11 protein-coding genes are annotated in these 18,590 nt (G+C 67.0%); 7 read left to right on the forward strand and 4 right to left on the reverse strand.

Annotated elements, in window-relative coordinates; all coding sequences use genetic code 11:
* Positions 1–415 precede the first annotated feature (415 nt).
* Both AC1DYS_RS12940 and AC1DYS_RS12945 read left to right on the forward strand, forming a co-directional pair.
* Positions 416–2,851 carry a penicillin-binding protein 1A gene (locus tag AC1DYS_RS12940; RefSeq protein WP_477899662.1) on the forward strand — a complete coding sequence of 812 codons (2,436 nt, stop codon included), beginning with the start codon at positions 416–418 and terminating at the stop codon, positions 2,849–2,851.
* Between the two features lie 31 nt (positions 2,852–2,882).
* Positions 2,883–3,293 (forward strand): hypothetical protein, encoded by a 411-nt coding sequence (locus tag AC1DYS_RS12945; RefSeq protein ID WP_477899664.1) that lies wholly within the window; start codon positions 2,883–2,885, stop codon positions 3,291–3,293.
* 801 nt (positions 3,294–4,094) lie between these two features.
* On the opposite strand, the gene AC1DYS_RS12950 is transcribed toward AC1DYS_RS12945, so the two are convergent.
* The 3 genes from AC1DYS_RS12950 to AC1DYS_RS12960 form a co-directional block, all read right to left on the reverse strand.
* Positions 4,095–7,322 (reverse strand): PAS domain-containing hybrid sensor histidine kinase/response regulator, encoded by a 3,228-nt coding sequence (locus AC1DYS_RS12950; RefSeq protein WP_477899666.1) that lies wholly within the window; start codon positions 7,320–7,322, stop codon positions 4,095–4,097.
* A gap of 134 nt (positions 7,323–7,456) precedes the next feature.
* Positions 7,457–7,657: a 2-hydroxymuconate tautomerase family protein gene (locus tag AC1DYS_RS12955; protein WP_477899668.1), complete on the reverse strand. Its 201-nt coding sequence runs from the start codon at positions 7,655–7,657 to the stop codon at positions 7,457–7,459.
* 16 nt (positions 7,658–7,673) lie between these two features.
* A complete protein-coding gene (locus AC1DYS_RS12960) occupies positions 7,674–8,669 on the reverse strand; it encodes an NAD(P)H-dependent flavin oxidoreductase (protein ID WP_477899670.1) in 996 nt (331 codons plus the stop codon).
* A gap of 92 nt (positions 8,670–8,761) precedes the next feature.
* On the opposite strand from AC1DYS_RS12960, the gene AC1DYS_RS12965 reads away from it, so the two are divergent.
* Positions 8,762–9,718 (forward strand): LysR family transcriptional regulator, encoded by a 957-nt coding sequence (locus AC1DYS_RS12965; protein WP_477899672.1) that lies wholly within the window; start codon positions 8,762–8,764, stop codon positions 9,716–9,718.
* Here the strand turns inward: AC1DYS_RS12965 and mltA are convergent.
* Positions 9,636–11,324: a murein transglycosylase A gene (gene mltA, locus AC1DYS_RS12970; protein WP_477899674.1), complete on the reverse strand. Its 1,689-nt coding sequence runs from the start codon at positions 11,322–11,324 to the stop codon at positions 9,636–9,638. The two genes, AC1DYS_RS12965 and mltA, sit on opposite strands and share 83 nt — an antisense overlap.
* A 159-nt stretch (positions 11,325–11,483) precedes the next feature.
* Here mltA and tssJ point away from each other — a divergent pair, with 159 nt between their 5' ends.
* From tssJ to tssM, 4 genes are all read left to right on the forward strand, one after another.
* A complete protein-coding gene (gene tssJ / locus AC1DYS_RS12975) occupies positions 11,484–11,990 on the forward strand; it encodes a type VI secretion system lipoprotein TssJ (RefSeq protein WP_477899676.1) in 507 nt (168 codons plus the stop codon).
* A 58-nt stretch (positions 11,991–12,048) separates the two neighbouring features.
* Positions 12,049–13,395: a type VI secretion system baseplate subunit TssK gene (gene tssK, locus AC1DYS_RS12980; RefSeq protein WP_477899678.1), complete on the forward strand. Its 1,347-nt coding sequence runs from the start codon at positions 12,049–12,051 to the stop codon at positions 13,393–13,395.
* A 94-nt stretch (positions 13,396–13,489) separates the two neighbouring features.
* On the forward strand, positions 13,490–14,824 hold the full coding sequence (locus AC1DYS_RS12985; protein ID WP_477899680.1) for a DotU family type VI secretion system protein: 1,335 nt from the start codon (positions 13,490–13,492) through the stop codon (positions 14,822–14,824).
* A 2-nt stretch (positions 14,825–14,826) separates the two neighbouring features.
* Positions 14,827–18,420 (forward strand): type VI secretion system membrane subunit TssM, encoded by a 3,594-nt coding sequence (tssM, locus tag AC1DYS_RS12990; RefSeq protein ID WP_477899682.1) that lies wholly within the window; start codon positions 14,827–14,829, stop codon positions 18,418–18,420.
* Positions 18,421–18,590 lie beyond the last annotated feature (170 nt).

Below are 18,590 nucleotides of genomic sequence, written 5' to 3' on the forward strand. Positions count from 1 at the left end.
GGCGTCGAGGGGCGTCGAGGAGCGCAGGGGTTTGGGGCCGCGTGCGCAGCACGCTTCGTCAACTGACTTCGCGCGGCTGTCTGAGCGCAGCGGCCGCAGGCCGCGTAGCGAGTTCGGCGCGAGGCCCCAAACACCGAGCACCGCAGAACAGTCGGCCATCGGCCGACCGCCACCGTCGGGTCGCCTTTTCTTTGGTGACTTTCTTTTGGCGAAGCAAAAGAAAGTTACTGCCCTGTCGGGGGCATATCCCGACAGCAGCCTCACGCAGTGAGAAGAAGCCCCATGCGAATGCACTCGCGCCCGTGCCTGCGGTGGTAACCAGCCCGCACGGGCACCCTCAGAAGCGAGCCCAGCCGACCCCCATTCAGCCTCCCGTCCTACAGCGCCCAACCCCGAGCTTGCGCACCATCACGCGATGACCACGCCGCCACCCAACCCCGAAGAACATCAACCCCCACCTCCGCGGCGAACCCGCCTTCGCCTCGCACTGCGCGTCTCGGCGATAGTCACGGTCGTGATGCTCGTGGTGGCCACCGGCTACGTCTTCGCCCTGCTGCGCATGTCCCCAACAGCCGACGACCTGCGCGAAGCCGAAGCGGCGCGCCCCTCGGTCCTGCTGTCGGCTGACGGCGAACTGCTCACCACCTTCGGCCGCACACAGCAGCAGCACGTCACGCTGGCCGAGATTTCGCCGCATGTCATCAAGGCCTTGATCGCCACCGAAGACCGGCGCTTCTACGAGCACCGCGGCATCGACATCAAGCGCACGCTGAGCGCGATCTTCCACACCGCGACGGGCAGCACGCAGGGCGGCTCGACGCTCACGCAGCAGCTGGCGCGCAATTTCTTCCCTGAAGAGATCGGCCGCGAACGCTCGCTGCACCGCAAGGCCAAGGAGCTGGTGACGGCCTTGCGCATCGAGCAGATCTACACCAAGGACCAGATCATCGAGGCCTACCTCAACACCGCGCCGTTTCTCTACAACGCGGTCGGCATCGAGATGGCGGCGCGCACATACTGGGACAAGCCGGCTGCCGAGTTGACGGCTGCAGAGAGCGCCACGCTGGTCGGCATGCTGAAGGGCCCGCGCTACTACAACCCGGTGCTCCACCCCGAGAGGGCGCTGCGCCGCCGCAACGTGGTGCTGGCGCAGATGGTGAAGACAGGTCTGCCTGAAGCGGAGTACCGCGCGCTGATTGCGCAGCCGATGCGCGTGACGCTGACTCGCCAGACCGAGAACCTGGGCAGCGCACCGCACTTCGCGGCACATGCCCGCAAGTGGCTCGTCGAGTGGGCCGATGCGAACGACCAGGACCTTTACGCCGATGGGCTGGTGATCGAGACCACGCTCGACACGCGCTTGCAGAAGGCGGCCGAAGAAGCGGTGGAGAAGCAGGCCGAATCGCTGCAGCAGGTCGCGAACATGGAATGGAGCCAGCCGAATCTGGCGGCCACCTCAGGCGGGCTCGAGAGCTATGCGCAGCGGCGCAGCAAGGTCGAGCCCTTTGCCCACTTCTGGAAGCAGCGCGGCGACCTGTTGGCGGCTGCCGTGCGAGACACGCCCGAGTTTCGAAGCGCGATCGAAGGCGGAGCCAGCGAAGCGCAGGCCTTCGCGCGCCTGAGTGCCGACGCTGCATGGATGAAACGCCTCAAGGCACAGAAGACACGCCTCGAAGCCGGCTTCGTGGCCATGGACCCGGCCACCGGCGAAGTGAAAGCCTGGGTCGGGAGCCGCGACTTCAACGTCGACCAATACGACCACGTGGCCCAGGCCGAACGCCAGCCCGGCTCGACCTTCAAGCCATTCGTCTACGGTGCCGCACTCGAGAGCGGCTTGCGGCCCGACCATGGCTACATCGACGAGGCGGTGGAGATCCGCAGCCCCGACGGCAGCGTCTGGCGGCCCACCGACATGGCAGGCGCCAGCGGCGCCATGCTGAGCCTGCGCGAAGGCCTGGTGTATTCGAAGAACAGCATCACCGCGCAGGTGATGCAGGACGTGGGCGTGTCGCGCGTGGTCTCGCTCGCCAAGGCGGCCGGCGTCGACCAGAGCCGGCTCGACCCGGTGCCCTCGCTTGCGCTGGGCACGAGCCCGGTCACCTTGCTGGAGATGGTCAACGCCTACGCAACCATCGCGAAGGAAGGCCAGCACCACCAGCCTGTTTTCGTGAAACGCATCCGAGACCGACACGGCAAGGTGATCGCCGAGTTCGGCTCGCAGGCGCAACGCGCGATGTCGGCCGACTCGGCGGTGGAGCTGATCGACATGATGCGCGGCGTGGTGTCGCAAGGCACCGGCACCATGGTCAAGACGCGCTTCGGCATCGTGGCCGACATCGCGGGCAAGACCGGCACCACCCAAAACAACACCGACGGTTGGTTCATCTTGATGCACCCCCAGCTCGTCGCGGGCGCCTGGGTCGGCTTCAACGACTCTCGCGTCACGATGCGCAGCAACTACTGGGGGCAGGGCGGGCACAACGCCGTCTTGCTCGTCGGCGATTTCTTTCGCGACTCGCTCAAGAGCGGTCTCATCGACCCGAAGGCACGCTTCGCAGCGGCCAAGCAGCCGCCGCAGGTGATGGCGAACTGGTCGTCAGGTGGCATCGACCGCGACACCGGCGCTTCTATCGCCCGGTTGGAGGTCGACCCGCATGCGTCGGATGAACAAGGCGCACCAAAGAGCTCCGAAGAACTCGACCGCGTGCTGACCAACCTGAGCCGCCGTGATTCACACACGTCGACGGCCGGTATCGCAGAGTCTGTTTCCCCACCGCCGCGGCCACGCGAGATGCCGGCACAACTGCTGCGGATCCGCAGCGAAGCTGGCGCGCCGTTGGCCGTCGACTGATTGAACTTACTTTTACCGAAGGAGTGACGACATGGCCCGCAGCAGCATTCTCGGAGGCGACCTCGCTCCCAAACAAGCGAGCGGCAACGACACCGATGCCCTGGGTCCGAGCGACACCTCGGACAGCGGCAGCGACATTCAAGGTGAACCGGAACTCGAAGGCAACTACGACCGCGAAGGACGCCTGGGCGCTGGGCACACCGATCGCGGGGGCGACAGTGATGGCGCCGGGACCGGCGAGCGCGGTTCGGCGTTGCCGGATGAGTTCGTTGAAGAAGGTTCGGACATTTCGCCGGATCACATCGAGGCGATCGGGCCCAGCGTGGGGGCTGATGAGAACGATGTGTCCTCGGAGGCGGTGAGGGGTGGAGTGGGGGATTTGGCGGAGGAGTCGGATGATGACTCTGATGAGGAAGATGAGGATGAGGACGAAGAGGATTGAGGCGCTGTCGCTCTTCGCGTGCCACCTAGTGCCTGCCTGCATTCGCATGAGGGTTCTTCTCACTGCGTGAGGCTGCGTCGGGATGTCGTCCCGACAGCCGACCTACTTTTCTTTGCTTCGCCAAAGAAAAGTAGGCAAAAGAAAGGCGACCCGACGGTGGCGGTCCGGCTACGCCGGACTGCTCTGCGGTGCTCGGTGTTTGGGGCCTCGCGCCCAACTCGCTTTGTTCGCTGCGCTCACGCCGCTCAGACAAACGTCGCGAAGTCAGTTGTTGATGCGCGCTCACGCGCGCGGCCCCAAACCCGTGCGCTCCTCGACGCCACCCACGGGGACCCACAGCAATGCGGTCGTTGCTCCGCAACTTCCCCACACCTCGCTTCGCATCGGGCGCGAGCGCAGCGACGCGTCATCCAGCCGATGCGAAGCGAGCTGAGTCCGGTGTTCGGGTCCCCGTGGGTGGCGTCGAGGAGCGCACGGCTTTGGGGCCGCGTGCGCAGCACGCTTCGTAATCTGACTTCGCGACGTTTGTCTGAGCGCAGCGGCCGCAGGCCGCGAAGCGAGTTTGGCGCGGGCCCCAAAGCACGAGCACCGCAGAGCAGTCGGCCTTCGGCCGACCGCCACCGTCGGGTCGCCTTTCTTTTGGTTCCTTTTCTTTGGCGAAGCAAAGAAAAGGGACTGCCCTGTCGGGGGCACATCCCGACGCAGCCTCACGCAGTGAACAAGAGATACGCGAAAGCAAGCACAGGGCTCCGGTACCTCAGCTCAGCCTCAGCGGGCGACCAAAGGCGCCACCCCCGGCAGTCACATCTGCTCCCTCAACCCCCTCACCACCCCCTCCAACGCCCCCTGCAAAACCTCCAACCGAGCCCGAACCTCCACATCCACCTTCCCACCCCGCAGCCGCGCATCCAAATCCAACGCCAACGTCTCCAGCACCACCGCCCCAATCGCCCCCGCCGCACCCCCCACCGTGTGCACATCACGCAAAGCCGCATCAGCCGCAGAGTCACCCGACAGATAAGCCCGAACCCCCGGCAACCCATCCGCATACAGATCAACAAACAGCTTGAGTGCCTGTAAATAGCTCTCCACATGCCCCGCACAGAACCGCAGCCCACGTGCGGTGTCCAGCCCGAGCACACGCGGCAGCGCCTTCACCGGAGCGGGCGGCGAAGGCGCAGCAGATGCCGGCGGTTCATCGAGCGCACCATGACCTGAATCGACACCCGCCACCCGGTTCTGCTCGATCACCAGCCAACGCAGCAAGGTGTCGTAGAGGGCAGTCGGCTCGACCGGCTTGCCCACGTGGTCGTTCATGCCGGCGGCCAGGCACGCTGTGCGGTCTTCGGCGAAGGCGTTGGCCGTCATCGCGATGATCGGCACGTCGGCGAGGGCAGGTTGGGCGCGGATGGCGCGTGTGGCTTGCAGGCCGTCCATCTCGGGCATCTGCATGTCCATCAGGATCAGGTCGTAGCGGCGCTGTTCGGCCATGCTCACGGCGCGCAGGCCGGTGTCGGCCACATCGACCTGCAGGCCGACGGAGTGCAGCAGTTCGCGTGCGACCTCCTGATTGACGAGGTTGTCGTCGGCCAACAGCACGCGGGTGCCGGCGTGGTGCTCGCGCAGTTGCGCCGCAGCGGGTCGGTGGGCCGATGTGGTCGGCGGCGGCACGGACTGGTCCGATGCGATCTGCAAGCGCGCCGTGAACCAGAACAGGCTGCCGACGCCGGGCTCGCTCTCGACGCCCACCGAGCCACCCATCAGTTCAGCCAGGTGGCGGTTGATCGCGAGGCCGAGGCCAGTACCGCCGAAGCGGCGCGTGGTGGAGCTGTCGGCCTGCTCGAAGGCGGTGTAGATGTGATCGAGCTGGTCCGCGGGAATGCCGACGCCGGTGTCGCGCAGCTCGAACCGCACCAACAGGTTCACGCCGTCTTGCTCGACCACCCGGCAGCGCAGCGAGATGCTGCCGCGTTCGGTGAATTTGACGGCATTGCTCAGCAGGTTGACCAGTGCCTGCGACAGCCGCACCTCGTCGCCGCGCAGCATGGCGGGCAGGTCACCTCGGTCAACGTGCAGCTCGAGGCCCTTGCGCCGCGCCTCGTCGGCGATGAGGCTGCAGCTGCGCGAGAGCAATCCGTCGAGCTCGAAGTCCAGCGCTTCCAGGTCGAGCTTGCCGGCCTCGATCTTCGAGAGGTCGAGCACGTTGTTGATGATGTTCAGCAGGTGCTGCGCGGCTTCGGCTACCTTGCCGAGCCGGTCGCGGCCCAGCGGCTCGCGCGTGTCGCGCAGCAGCAGGTGCGTGATGCCGATGATGGCGTTCATCGGCGTGCGGATCTCGTGGCTCATGTTGGCCAAAAAGGACGACTTGGCGCGTGCGCCGGCCTCGGCCTTGTCGCGCGCCACCACCAGCTCTTCGTTGAGTGCTTCGAGCCGTGCCTGGGCACGCTTGCTTTCGGTGATGTTGGTGGCCATCACCAGCAGGCCATGGATGCCGTCCGGGTGGCGGTCGGGGATGTAGTGGATGAGCCACGTACCTTCTTCGCCCGACGCGCTGACCTCGTGGCGTTCGAAGCGCTGCGGCTCCCCGGCGAGCGCGCGCAACACGTGCGAGCCAGGCTGCGGAATGCGGCCAAGCACCTCTTCCATCGTGCGGCCGATGATGTCCTCGCCGGTCTTGCCGAACCAGTCGCAATAGACCTGGTTGGCGAACTGGCAGCGTTGCTCGCGGTCCCAGTAGGCCAGGCGGCCGGGGATGTTCTCGGCGATGGTGCGCGTGAACAGCTCGGCCTCCGTGAGTGCCGCGTTCAAGGCTTGCAGGCGCTGCTCCGCCTCCTTCATTTCGGTGACGCCGGTGGCGATGAAGTAATAGCCCTGCACCTGGCCTTGGCGCAGGTCGGGCAGGCGGCTGATCCAGAAGTGGCCGAGCTTGCCGCCGGCACCGCGTATGTCATTCGGTAGGCTCACGGCTTCGCCGGCGAACACGCGATCGAGTACGCCGGCGGGTGCGGGCGTGAAGTCGTGCCCCATCACGTCGGCCAGGTTGCGGCCGAGAATCTGTTCGCGCGTGATGCCGAACCAGTTCAGGTAGGCCCGGTTGGCAAACCGCACGCAGAGCTGGCGGTCCACATAGGCGAGTAGCGCGGGCTGGGTGTCGGTGATGGTCTGTGCGAAGGCGGCGGTCTCGAGCCGTTCGGCGACCGCCAGCTGCAGCTCGCGGGTGCGGTCATGCACCAGGTCTTCGAGGTGGTTGCGGTGCTGCTCCAGTTCCTCTTCGACCTGCTTGCGCTCGGTGATGTTGCGAACCAGCCCGAGCACAGCGGGCTCGCCACGGTAGGCCGTGCGGTTGGCGACAAGCTCCAGGTCGACGAGCCCGCCGTCCTTGCGCAGGAAGCGCACTTCGTAGCTGCGCACCGGCTCTTCGCCAGTGCTCACGCGGCCGCGGAAGCGCTCCATCCAGACCTCGTAGTCTTGCGGCGCCACCACGCGCTCGAAGGGCAGGCCGACGAACTCGTCGTGGGCGTAGCCCAGCATCGCCGGCAAGGCCGGGTTGGCGAAGACGAAGTGATAGTCCTGAGCGACGAACACGCCGTCGGCCAGCGCATTCATCAGCGTGCGGTTGGTCTGCTCGCTGAGTTGCAGTTCTTCTTCGGCGCTGCGCCGAGCCGTCACGTCGTGAAAGACACCCAGCGTTGCCGGGTGGCCGCCCCTCTCGATGCGAGAGCCCGAGACGGCGATGCGCACGCTGCCGCCGGTGGGCAGTGCCACCTGGTACTCGTTGTAGCTGGTCTGGTAGACACCCGACAGCAGCGCATCCACGGTGCTTCGGTGTGTTTCTTCCTGCGCGGCTCCCAGCAGCCGGCCGACGTTGGCGCCGAGAAGTTCCTCCCGGGTGCGCCCGATCATGCGCGCAGCATGGTCGTTGGCGTAGACGATGGCGCCATGCTGCACGACCACGATGCCGGCGACGGCTTTCTCGACCAGGCTGCGGTACCAGCGTTCGTCGTCAGTGACAGCCTGGGCAACGGTCATTTCTCACCGGCGTTCGCCTGCAGTTGGAATGGCGCCCAGCATGCGCCAGCCGATAGTGGCTGGCAACCCAAATACGCGGTGTTGCCTTTGCGCTGGCGCAGGTCATCTCGTTTGATGACGTGGCGCGTACGAGGTCATTGCTTTCGTCGCAGCTCCGTCACCTGCTTGCCGCCGATGCCCCAGTTGTCGGTGTCGACCTCGTCGATGATGACGAAGGTGGTCGCGGGGTTCTTGTTCAGCACGCGCACCAGCAGCTCGGTGACGCCGGCGATGAGCTCGGCCTTTTGCGCCGAGGTGGCGCCTTCGCGGGTGATCTGGATGTTGACGAATGGCATGGGTGGGTTCTCCTTTTTACGCAATGAATTGGGGAGCCTGGCGCAGCCGCATCGCGGCCTCGCCGATCAGGCGCTGCATGAGTTCGGCGACGCTTGGCAGGTCGTGGATCAAGCCCACGGTTTCACCAGCGATCACTGCGGCGGTGTCGAAGTCGCCTGCGGCTCGCGCTGCGGCGTAGCGCTCTGCCACTTGCGGCTGTTCTCGCAACAGCTCCATCTCATGGCCGAACCAGCGGCGTAGGTGGTCGTTCTGCAGGCAGCGGCCGGTGTAGGGTGCAGGCCAGACGTTGCGGCGCGACATGTCGAACACGATGCTGCGCAGGGTGTCGTCGCCACTGGCAGCAACGATGCGCTGCTTGGCGGCGGCAAAGCCGGCCGCTTCTTCGGTGGCGTAGAGCCGCGTGCCCAGGGCCACACCGGCCGCGCCGAGCATCAGCGCAGCGGCGAGGCCGCGGCCATCGGCAATGCCTCCTGCGGCCACCACTGGCACGCCGGACCCGGCCATGTCGACCAGCGCTGGCACCAGCGCCAGCGTGCCGCGGCTCACCCCGTGGCCGCCGGCTTCGCCACCCTGGGCGACGAGCACATCGGCCCCGGCGTCGAGCGCGGCACGCGCCATCGCTTCGGTCTGCACCTGGCAGACGAGCAGGGCGCCGCTGGCCTTGATGCGCGCGGCGAACGGGGACACGTCGCCGAACGACAGCCACACGGCGCTGGGTTGCGCTTCGAGCGCGATGTCGAGCAGCTGCGGCTGGCGCGCGAGGCTCCAGGTAATGAAGCCGATGCCGAAGCGGCGGCCGGTCTCTGCGGCCCAGGGCTTCAGCAGTGCCAGCTCGCGGCGCAACCAGGCTTCGTCGCCGTAGCCGCCGCCGAGGAATCCGTAGCCACCGGCCTCAGCCACGGCGCGCGCCAGGCGGGCGTCCGCCACGATGTCCATCGCGGCGAGCAGCACCGGGTGGTCCACGTTCAGAAGTTCGGTGAGCGGCGTTTTCAAGTGAAGTGTTGAGTCCATGGCCCCAACCTTAGTGCTGCATCAGCATCTTGAAAAGTGAATTGTTAAGATGACTTCGTTCTCTGATCGAGATAGTACGTGAGGTACGCACCATGGATCCACTTTCCCTTTCAACCTTCTCGGCGGTTGCCCGCAAGGGCTCGGTGAGCGCAGCGGCGCAGGAGCTGCACACCGTGCAGTCCAACGTCACTTCGCGCCTCAAGCAGCTCGAAGCGGAACTCGGCGTGGTGCTCTTCACCCGCCACAGCCGCGGCATGCTGCTCACCGAGGCCGGCACACGGCTGCTTGGTTATGCACGACGCCTGAGCGAGCTGAGCGACGAGGCGCGCTCGGCGGTGCGAGACGATGGTCGCGTACAGGGCAGCCTGAGGCTCGGCTCGATGGAAACGACTGCCGCGGTACGCCTGCCTGCGGTGCTCGGCCGCTTTCACCGCGCCCACCCCGACGTGCAGCTCGAAGTGCGCACCGGTCCGACGGCCGAGTTGCTGGAGCACGTGCTGGCTCATCGGCTCGACGCTGCCTTGGTGGCAGGGCCGGTCGACCATGCCGACCTCGCCGGCGAAACCGTGTTCCGCGAAGAGCTGGTGCTCGTGGCCGCACGTGATGGGCAAGACCTCGATGCGCGGCTGCGTGCTGGCGGGCTCACCGCCATCGTCTTTCGCCAGGGCTGCTCGTACCGGCAGCGGCTGGAAGCGCATTTCTCGTCACGCGGATGGCTGCCGTTCCGGCGGCTGGAGTTCGGCACGCTCGAAGGCGTGCTCGGCTGCGTGGGCGCCGGCATCGGCGTGACCATGCTGCCGCGAAGCGCGGTAGAAGGCTACCGTGGGGTGGACGATTTGGAGGTGAAGGCGCTCACGCCCAAGCCGATGTGGGTCGAGACCTTGCTCGTGCGCCGCCGCGATGCCCAAGTGGGTGTGACGCTGCGTTCCTTCAGCGCGGCGTTGAAGGCTGACGACGCACCGGGCGTCAGTCCACCTCGGCGCAAAACTCCCCGTCCGGCACCAGGCACAAACCCGCCTCGGCGCCCGGCAGCGACAAGCCGCGCGTGACGAGCTTGCTCGTGGTGAGCCGGTTGGCCTCGGCGGTGGGCAGCAGCACCCACATCTGGCCGCGGTGCTTCGTGCTGCGGGCCATCTGCCCCGCTTCGTTGCCGAAGCCCCAGAAGTAGTCGGCGCGCACGGCACCGCGAATGGCGCCGCCGGTGTCTTGCGCGAACACGAGGCGCTGCATCGAGATCGTCGAGCCGGCCGGTGCCGGCGCACTGAGGAACACGGGGTAACCCAACGGCGTGACGCGCGGGTCGACCGCCACTGAACGCCCTGGTGTCAGCGGCACGCCCAGGGCGCCTTGCGGGCCTTCGGTCTGCGGCCGGTCACTCACCGTCTTGAAGAACACGTAGCTCGGGTCGGACGACAGGCGGCCAGCGACCGCAGGCTTGGCAGATGCGACAGGGCGGTTGGCTGCCGGTGCCGCCGAGCCGGCTGCTGGTTTGCGCGCGCCCTTGAGCAACTCATCCACCAGCGGGTCGGCCTTGGCGGCCGGAGGCGCGGTGCGCGGTGGCGCAGCCACCACGGCACCGCCGCGGGTGAGCACCGGCGCTTGTTCACTCGTCTCGGCCGGCGCGTCGCCCTCTATGGCGAATTGGTCGGCTTGCTCCGGTGCATCGCTGATGCCGCGCGTGGCCACCCGCGCGCTCGCCTTGGGCACCACGCGCAGCGGCTTGAAAGGGTGGCCGTTCTGTTCGGCGTATTGCAGCCGCAGGATCTGCCCGCTCGGCAGGCGCACGCGGCCCGAGCCCTGCACCTGCATGGCATACAAGGCCAACGGGTCGTTGACCCAGATCACCACCGGCGCGTTGATGCCCTGTGGCAGGCCCAGCGCGTCGAGTTCGGCGCGGGTGTAGTAAGGCTCGGCGCGCGCGCCGGGGCTGCCGGCATTGCCGACCAGGCGCACGCGCAGGCGACGGTCTCGGTCGTCGAGCTCGAAGCGGCGCAGGTCGAGCGCGTAAGTCGCCACGTCACTCGCAGCAGCCAGCATCAGCAGGTTGCCTTCGGGTTTGACGCGCACGACCGAGCTGCGCTGCGCCTTGGGCACGCGCGACCAATCGATCGTGAAGAGGTCGCGCGGCACGCCCATCACCGGCGTGTTGAATTCAGCATCTCGCTGCGGTTGGCCCTCTAGCAGCGGCTCGAAGTAGCCGGTGACGTCGCCATCGCCCTTGGCGTCGGTGTTCAAGATGCGCAGCAGCGTGAAGCGGCTTTCGAAGAAGCGGCGCATTGCCGGTGTGTTGGGCGGCACGGTCTTGGCCGCGTTGCAGATGTCGCGCCAGTCCTCGCGCTTCTGCAGCACGTCGCACGAGTTGCGAAACGCGCTCCAGCTCGCACGCATGTCGTCTTGCTGCCAGCCCGGCAGCTCGTCGTAGGCGGCGACCTTGAACATCGCGTTGCGCGTGCGGACCTCGCTCGCCGTTTTGGCGCCAGGCTTGGCGGGCGAGGGTGGGGGTGGCTTGGTGTTCGACTCGACCATCGGCTCAGCGGTGGCCGGTGCCGCGGGCTTGCTCTCTGCCACGGGTGCCTTGCTGGACGCGCAGCCCGCCAGCAGGCCGGCTGCGGCAAGGGCAAACACCAGGGTCGCGCGGATCGGCTGCAGGTTCATGCGGCAAGCCTATGCCGCCACTGCGGCGCTTCCTACTGACCTTCGTCAACCCTGTGTTCGTTGGCCGCGCGGATTACCTTAGTCACGCCGCACGCGCAGGCGTCGCCGGTATTCTGCGGACGAACCGTCCAGGCTTCGCGGCATTGAATGAACACACCCATGCAACTGACTTCAAGCTCGTCTCCTCTTGATCGCCGCCGCCTGTTGCTGGCCGCGGGCGTGTTGGCCGGAACCTCGTTGTCCGGCTGCGCGATGCTCGGCATGGGCGGCCCGGCAACGCTCAAGGCCGACGTGGTGGCCGGCGCCCAGGTCAACCCCGATTCGCGCAAGCGGCCTTCGCCGGTGGTGGTGCGTGTCTTCGAGCTGAAGACGTCCACATTGTTCGAGCAGGCCGATTTCGTGTCGCTGTTCGAGAAGGAGCAGGCCGTGCTCGGCGCCGAACTGGTGAGCCGTGAAGAGTTCGTGCTGCGGCCGGGTGAGACCAAGCCGCTGAACAAGCCGCTGTCGCCCGACACCAAATTCATCGGCGTGATGGCTGCCTTCCGCGAGCTGGAGCGCGCGCGCTGGCGCGTGATCGTGCCGGTGGCTGCGGGCAAGAAGAACGTGATGAACATCAGCCTCGACGACATCGTCCTGCAAGCCAAACGCACGTCGCCTTCGATGTGAGCCGGCTGCACGCGGCCCGGCCTCTTCGAACCTCCACCTCCACTCCAAGCACAACAACATGAGCTGGCGCGCCAAAGTCGTGTGGTCTTCGGGCATGTTCTTGCAGCCCCATCACTTCCAGCAGGAAACGCGTTACCTGGAGCGGCTGGTCGATGCGCGTGCGCGCTGCATCTCGCCGTTCGCCTGGGGCTTCAGCGAACTCGAACTCGACGAAGGGCTGCTGTCGCTTGGCAAGCTCGGCATCTCGCGCGCGAGCGGCCTGCTGCCCGATGGCACGCCGTTCAGCATGCCGCAGCTCGACCCGCTGCCCGCGCCACTGGAGGTGTCGTCCGACGTGAAGGGCGAGATCATCTACCTCGCCATCCCGCTGCAGCGTGAAGGCCTCAACGAGGTGGACTTTGCGGGTGTCAAGGCAGGCGACTCCGGCGAGTTGGCCCGCTACAGCGCGATCGAAGAAGACGTGCGCGACAACACCGACTCGGCCGACGAGCCCACCACCATCCAGACCGGCAAGCTCAGGCTGCGCCTGGTGCGGGCCAAGGAGGCCAGCGAAGCCTACGCCTTGCTCGGCGTGGCGCTGGTGGCCGAGCGCCGCAGCGACGGGCAGGTGACGCTGGAGCGTGCCTACGTGCCGCCGCAAGTGGCGATCGAAGCCACGGCGCAGCTCTCTGCCAACGCGTCGTTGTTGCACGGCTTGATCTTGCAGCGCGCGCAGGCACTGGCCGGCCGCATGGGGCAGCTGAGCCACGGCGTCTCCGAGCTGGCCGACTTCTTGATGCTGCAGACGCTCAACCGCAACGAGCCGGTTTTCAGCCAGCACGCCGCCACGCCGAATGCGCACCCGCGCGAATTGCATGGCGACTGCCTGCGCTTGGCGGGTGATCTCGCCACGCTGTCGAGCGCGGCACGCCGCCCGCCGGAATTTCCGCCGTACCGGCACGACGATCTGGCGCGCACCTTCACGCCGGTGTTCGACGAACTGCGCCGCATGCTGACGGCGGTGCTGGAGCAGAACGCGCTGCAAATCGACCTGGTCGACCGCAAGCACGGCGTGCGCACGGCCGTGGTCACCGACCTCGAACTCGCGCGCAGCGGCACCTTCGTGCTGGCCGTCAACGCGCAGGTGCCGGGCGAGCAGCTTCGCCAGCGCTTCCCGGCGCAGACCAAGATCGGCCCGCCCGAGAAGATCCGCGACCTGGTGAACTTGCAACTACCCGGCATCGGGCTGCGCTCGCTGCCGGTGGCGCCGCGACAACTGCCGTTCCATGCGGGCTACTTCTATTTCGAACTCGACCGCAGCACGGCCGACCTGTGGAAACCGATTGAGCAGAACGGCAGCTTTGCCATGCACACCGCGGGCGACTTCCCGGGGTTGGAGCTGGAGCTGTGGGCGATCCGGAAGTAGACACATCTCCGTTCGGGCTGAGCCCGTCGAAGCCAGCGGTGCGCACGCCGCTTCGACGAGTCCAGGCGAACGGGTGGCCAGTTGAGAGCACCTCATGAGCACCTCGAACCCCGACGATCCGTTTGCCGACATCGACACCGGTCGCACCTTCATCATGCCGACGCCGGGGGGCCGGGGGGCGGCGCAGAGCGCGCCGATGCCGCTCTCGTCTTCGCGCATGAACCTGCCGACCGGGGCCGACGTGGCGCCCGACATCGGCGTGGCCGAGAGTGGCCTCAACCCACTCGTCGCGCTGGCCAACCCGCTGCTCGCTCTCGTGCCGCAGATTCGTGCCACCACCCAGCTGCCCGACCCGGCCGGCCTGCGTGAATCCATCGCCCAGGGGGTGCGCGAGTTCGAGGCAACGGCGCGGGCCAAGGGCATCGCGCCCGAGCGCGTGCTGGCCGCCCGCTACATCTTGTGCACCTTGCTCGACGAGGTGGCCGCCACCATGCCCTGGGGTGCCTCGGGCCAGTGGGGCCGGCACAGCCTGCTGGCGATGTTCCACAACGAAACCGGCGGCGGCGAGAAAGTCTTCCAGCTGATGGCCAAGCTGGCCGAGAACCCTGCCGCCAACCGCGACCTGCTGGAGCTGATCTACGCCGTGCTGTGCCTCGACTTCCAGGGCCGCTACCGCGTGGTCGATGGCGGCAAGGCGCAGCTCGAAGCCGTGCGCGAACGGCTCGCGCAGATCCTGCAGAAAGAGCGCGGCCCGTACGCGCCTGCGCTGGCGCAGAACTGGATGGGCGAGAAGCCCACGCGCCGCTCCATGCTCACCTGGCTGCCGCTGTGGGTCGCGGCGGCGCTTGTCGTGCTGCTGCTGGTGGCCATCTACATGTTCCTGTCGTTCCGCCTGAGCGGAGATTCCGACCCGGTGTACGGGCGCATCCAGGAGCTTCGGCTCTCGCCGCCGCAGCCGCCGGTCAAGCAGCCTGCGCCGACGCCGCGCCTCGCGCAGTTCCTGGTGGCCGACATCAAGGCCGAGCAGGTCGCGGTGCGCGACGAGGTCGACCGCAGCGTGATCATCATTCGCGGCGACGGCCTGTTTGCCCCCGCCAGCGCTTCGCTCACCGCCGAGCGCGAGGCGTTGATGAAGCGCATTGCCGAGGCGCTGAAGCAGGTGCCGGGTGCCGTGGTCGTGACAGGCCACACCGACAACGTGCGCATCCGCACGGCGAGCTTCCCGTCGAACTGGCACCTGTCTGAAGAGCGAGCCAAGACCGTGCGCGAGATCATCGTCAGCAACGGCTTGCCGGCTGCGCGTGTGCGCGCCGAAGGTCGTGCCGACGGCGAACCCGTGGCGCCGAACGACACGCCCGCCAACCGCGCGCTGAACCGGCGTGTGGAGATCACCCTGTTTGTCGCGCGCACTGCCGCCGCGGGAACCTGAACATGAAGAAGATTCTCGGCCTCATCTTCAACCCCTGGGTGCTGCTGGTCCTGGGGCTGCTGGCCCTGTCGCTGGTGATCTGGATCGTCGGCCCGCTAGTGGCCATCGGCAACTGGCGCCCGCTCGAGAGCGTGACAGCGCGGCTGGTGTTCATCGGCCTGATCGTGCTGCTGATCGTGCTGCGCAATGTGTGGAAGGCGCTGGGCTCGCGCAAGAAGAACGACAAGGTGGTGAACCAGCTGCTGGCACCGGCTGCGTCAACCGACCCGGCCGATGGCGAGATCAAGACGCTGAACGAGCGTTTCACCAGGGCGCTGCAGACGCTCAAGACCGCCCAGTTCGAGCAGCCCAAGACCGGCCTGGCGGGGCTGTGGAGCGGCCTGTCGTCACGCGTCGGCAAGCGCTATCTGTACGAGCTGCCGTGGTACGTGATCATCGGCGCGCCCGGTTCGGGCAAGACCACCGCGCTCGTCAATTCGGGCCTTAACTTTCCGCTCGGCTCGGCCACGGGCGAGCATGCCGTGCGCGGCGTGGGCGGCACCCGCAACTGCGACTGGTGGTTCACCGACCAGGCGGTGCTCATCGACACCGCCGGCCGCTACACCACGCAAGACAGCCAGAAGAGCATCGACAGCAAGGCATGGGAAGGCTTCCTCGGTTTGCTCAAGCGCAGCCGCCCGCGCCAGCCGCTCAATGGCGTGCTGGTGACGGTCTCGGTGACCGACCTGCTCACGCAGAGCGCCGCCGAGCGCAACCTGCATGCGGCCACCGTGCGCCAGCGCCTGCAAGAGCTGCATCAGCACCTCGGCATGCGCTTCCCGATCTACCTGCTGGTCACCAAGTGCGACCTGCTGGCAGGCTTCATGGAAACGCTGGGCGATGCCGACAAGGAGACACGCGCCACGCCCTGGGGCATGACCTTCAAGCTGGACAAGCAGCAGCACACCGACTTCAGCGCCTTCGGCCCCGAATTCGACGCGCTGGAAAAGCGCCTCACCGACGGCGTGATCGGCAAGCTGCAGCTCGAGCGCGACCCGCAACGCCGTGCGCGCATCTATGGCTTCCCCCAGCAGTTCGAGGCGCTGCGTGGCCTGTTGAAGGACTACCTCGACCAGGTGTTCTCTCCCTCGCAATTCGAAGCCCACCCGCTGCTGCGCGGCGTGTACTTCGTCAGCGGCACGCAAGAGGGCACGCCGATCGACCGCATGCTCGGCCGCATCGCCCGCACCTACCGGCTCGAGCGCACGGTGCTGCCGCCCAACCAGGCCAGCGGCAAGAGCTACTTCCTCGCGCGCCTGTTGAAGGAGGTGGTGTTCGCCGAAAGCGGCCTCGCCGGAACCGACCTGAAGTGGGAGCGCCGCCGGGGCTACCTGGCGCTCGGCGCCTATGCGCTGGTGGGCCTGTTCGCCACGTTGGGGTTGATCGCCTGGGGCGTGAGCTACGTCGGCAACCAGCGCTACGTCGACAAGGTGAGCACCACCGTCGAAGAAGTACGCAAGCTGGTACAGAGCACACCCAACCGCAACTCGCCCGACGTGCTGGTGCTGCTGCCTGCGCTCGAAGCGACGCGTGACCTGGCCCGCACGGGCATCGGCGAGTCGGTGCCGTGGTCGCTGGGCTTCGGCCTGTACCAGGGCCGCAAGCTCGACGCCGCCTCGAAACAGGCCTATCGCCGCATGCTGATCGACGCGGTGCTGCCGCGCATCGCGCTCGGCATCGAAGAGCAGCTCAAGAACGGCAATGACAACCCCGAGCTGCAGTACGAGGCGCTGAAGGCCTACGTCATCCTGTACGACCCCGAGCGCTTCGACCCGGCAGCCCTCAAACTGTACGTGACGGCCGAATGGGAAACCTCGCTGCCGCGCTCGGTGACCACCGAGCAGCGGGCCGAACTCGAATCTCACCTCGATGCCTTGCTGTCCGAAGGCCCGGTCGTCTCGCCGCTGCCCGAAGACAAGACGCTGGTCGCGCAGACGCGCACGCGGCTGGTGGCCACGCCGCTCACCGAACGCATCTTCCGCCGCATGAAGCGCCAGGGTGTGGGCTCCGAGTTCCCCGACTTCAGCATTGCCAAGGCGGCCGGGCCGGGTGCTGCGCTGGTGTTCACGCGTGCCAGCGGTGAGCCGCTCACCAAGGGCGTGCCTGGTCTTTTCACCAACGAGGGTTATCACAAGGGTTTCCAGCGCGAGGTGGAGCGCGTGTCGAGCCAGCTGGCCGAAGAAGAAAGCTGGGTGCTGGGCGTGACCGACAGCAAGCGCCAGAGTGCACTGAAAGACCTGGACATCAAGCTGCAGCTCAACGACGAAGTGCGCCGCCTGTTCCTCACCGAATACGCCAAGGTGTGGGAAGACTTCATCGCCGACATCAAGATGGTGAAGACCTCCAACCTCGCACAGGCGGTACAGATGTCGCGCGTGCTGTCGGCGCCCGACAACCCGCTGGTGCCGCTGTTGAAGGCCATGTCGCGCGAGACCACGCTGCGCGAGAGCAAGGACGTGGCGGGCAAGGTCGAGACCAAGGCGCGTGATGCCTTGCAGCGCTCGCGCGAAGAGCTGTCGCGCCTGCTCGGCAGCAAGGCCGGCGTGTCGGCCGTGGCGCCGGGGCAGGCCATCGAGAGCATCGTCGACGACCGCTTCATCGGCCTGCGGCAGATGGTGTCGTCGCCCGACGGCAAGCTGCCCGCGCCGGTGGACGGCACGGTGGCGCTGATCAGCGAGGTCTACACGCTGCTGACCGCGGCCGACACGGCGGTGAAGGGCGGCAACGTGCCGCCACCGTCTGAGGTGCCGAACAAGGTGAAGGCCGAGGCCGCGCGCCTGCCGGAGCCGGTGCGCTCGCTGCTCAACACCTTGTCGGTGAGCGGCACCTCGGCCGCGCTCGAGATCACACGCAGCAATTTGGGTAATGCCATCAACTCCGAGATCGGCGAGTTCTGCCGCCAGGCCATCAGCGGGCGCTACCCGTTCGCGCGCAGCAGCCAGCGCGATGCGACGCAGGAAGACTTCTCCCGCGTGTTCGGCCCCGGCGGCCTGTTCGACACCTTCTTCCAGAAGAACCTGGTCAACTTCGTCGACACCTCGGCGCGGCCGTGGAAGTTCAGGAGCGTCGACGGCGCCAGCATGGGCACCGACAGCTCCACGCTGCTGCAGTTCCAGCATGCGGCCGTCATCCGCGACACCTTCTTCCGCGGTGGCGGCAACCAGGTCGGCCTGCGGCTCGACTTCAAGCCGGTGGAGATGGACGCAACGATCACGCAGTTCATCCTCGACGTCGACGGCCAGCTCGTGAAGTATGCGCACGGCCCGCAGATTCCCGCCAGCATCCAGTGGCCCGGGCCGCGCGGCAGCTCACAGGTGCGCGTGCAGATCACACCGGTGACTGCGAGCGGCAACTCGGGCCTGGTGAACGACGGGCCGTGGGCGCTGTTCAAGCTCTTCGATCGCCAGCAGCTCGAGAACGCCGGCGCGCCCGAGCGCTTCCGTGCGACCTTCAACGTGGATGGGCGCAAGGCCGTCTTCCTCATCACGGCGAGCAGCGTGCGCAACCCCTTCCGCCTGCCCGAGCTAGAGCAGTTCTCATGCCCCGGCAAGCTGTGATCTTGGCTTTGGCGGGAGGTTTCCACATGGGATGTGGGTTGAACGCCAGCGTTGACGCAAAGAACGCAAAGGAACACCGCGGAGAACGCAAAGAAAGCCTTCTTGTTTTTTCTTTGCGACCTTTGCGTTCTTTCTTTGCGACCTTTGCGTCAACGCTGGCGTTCAAAGAC

This window comes from Rhizobacter sp. P2_G4, assembly GCF_056403575.1.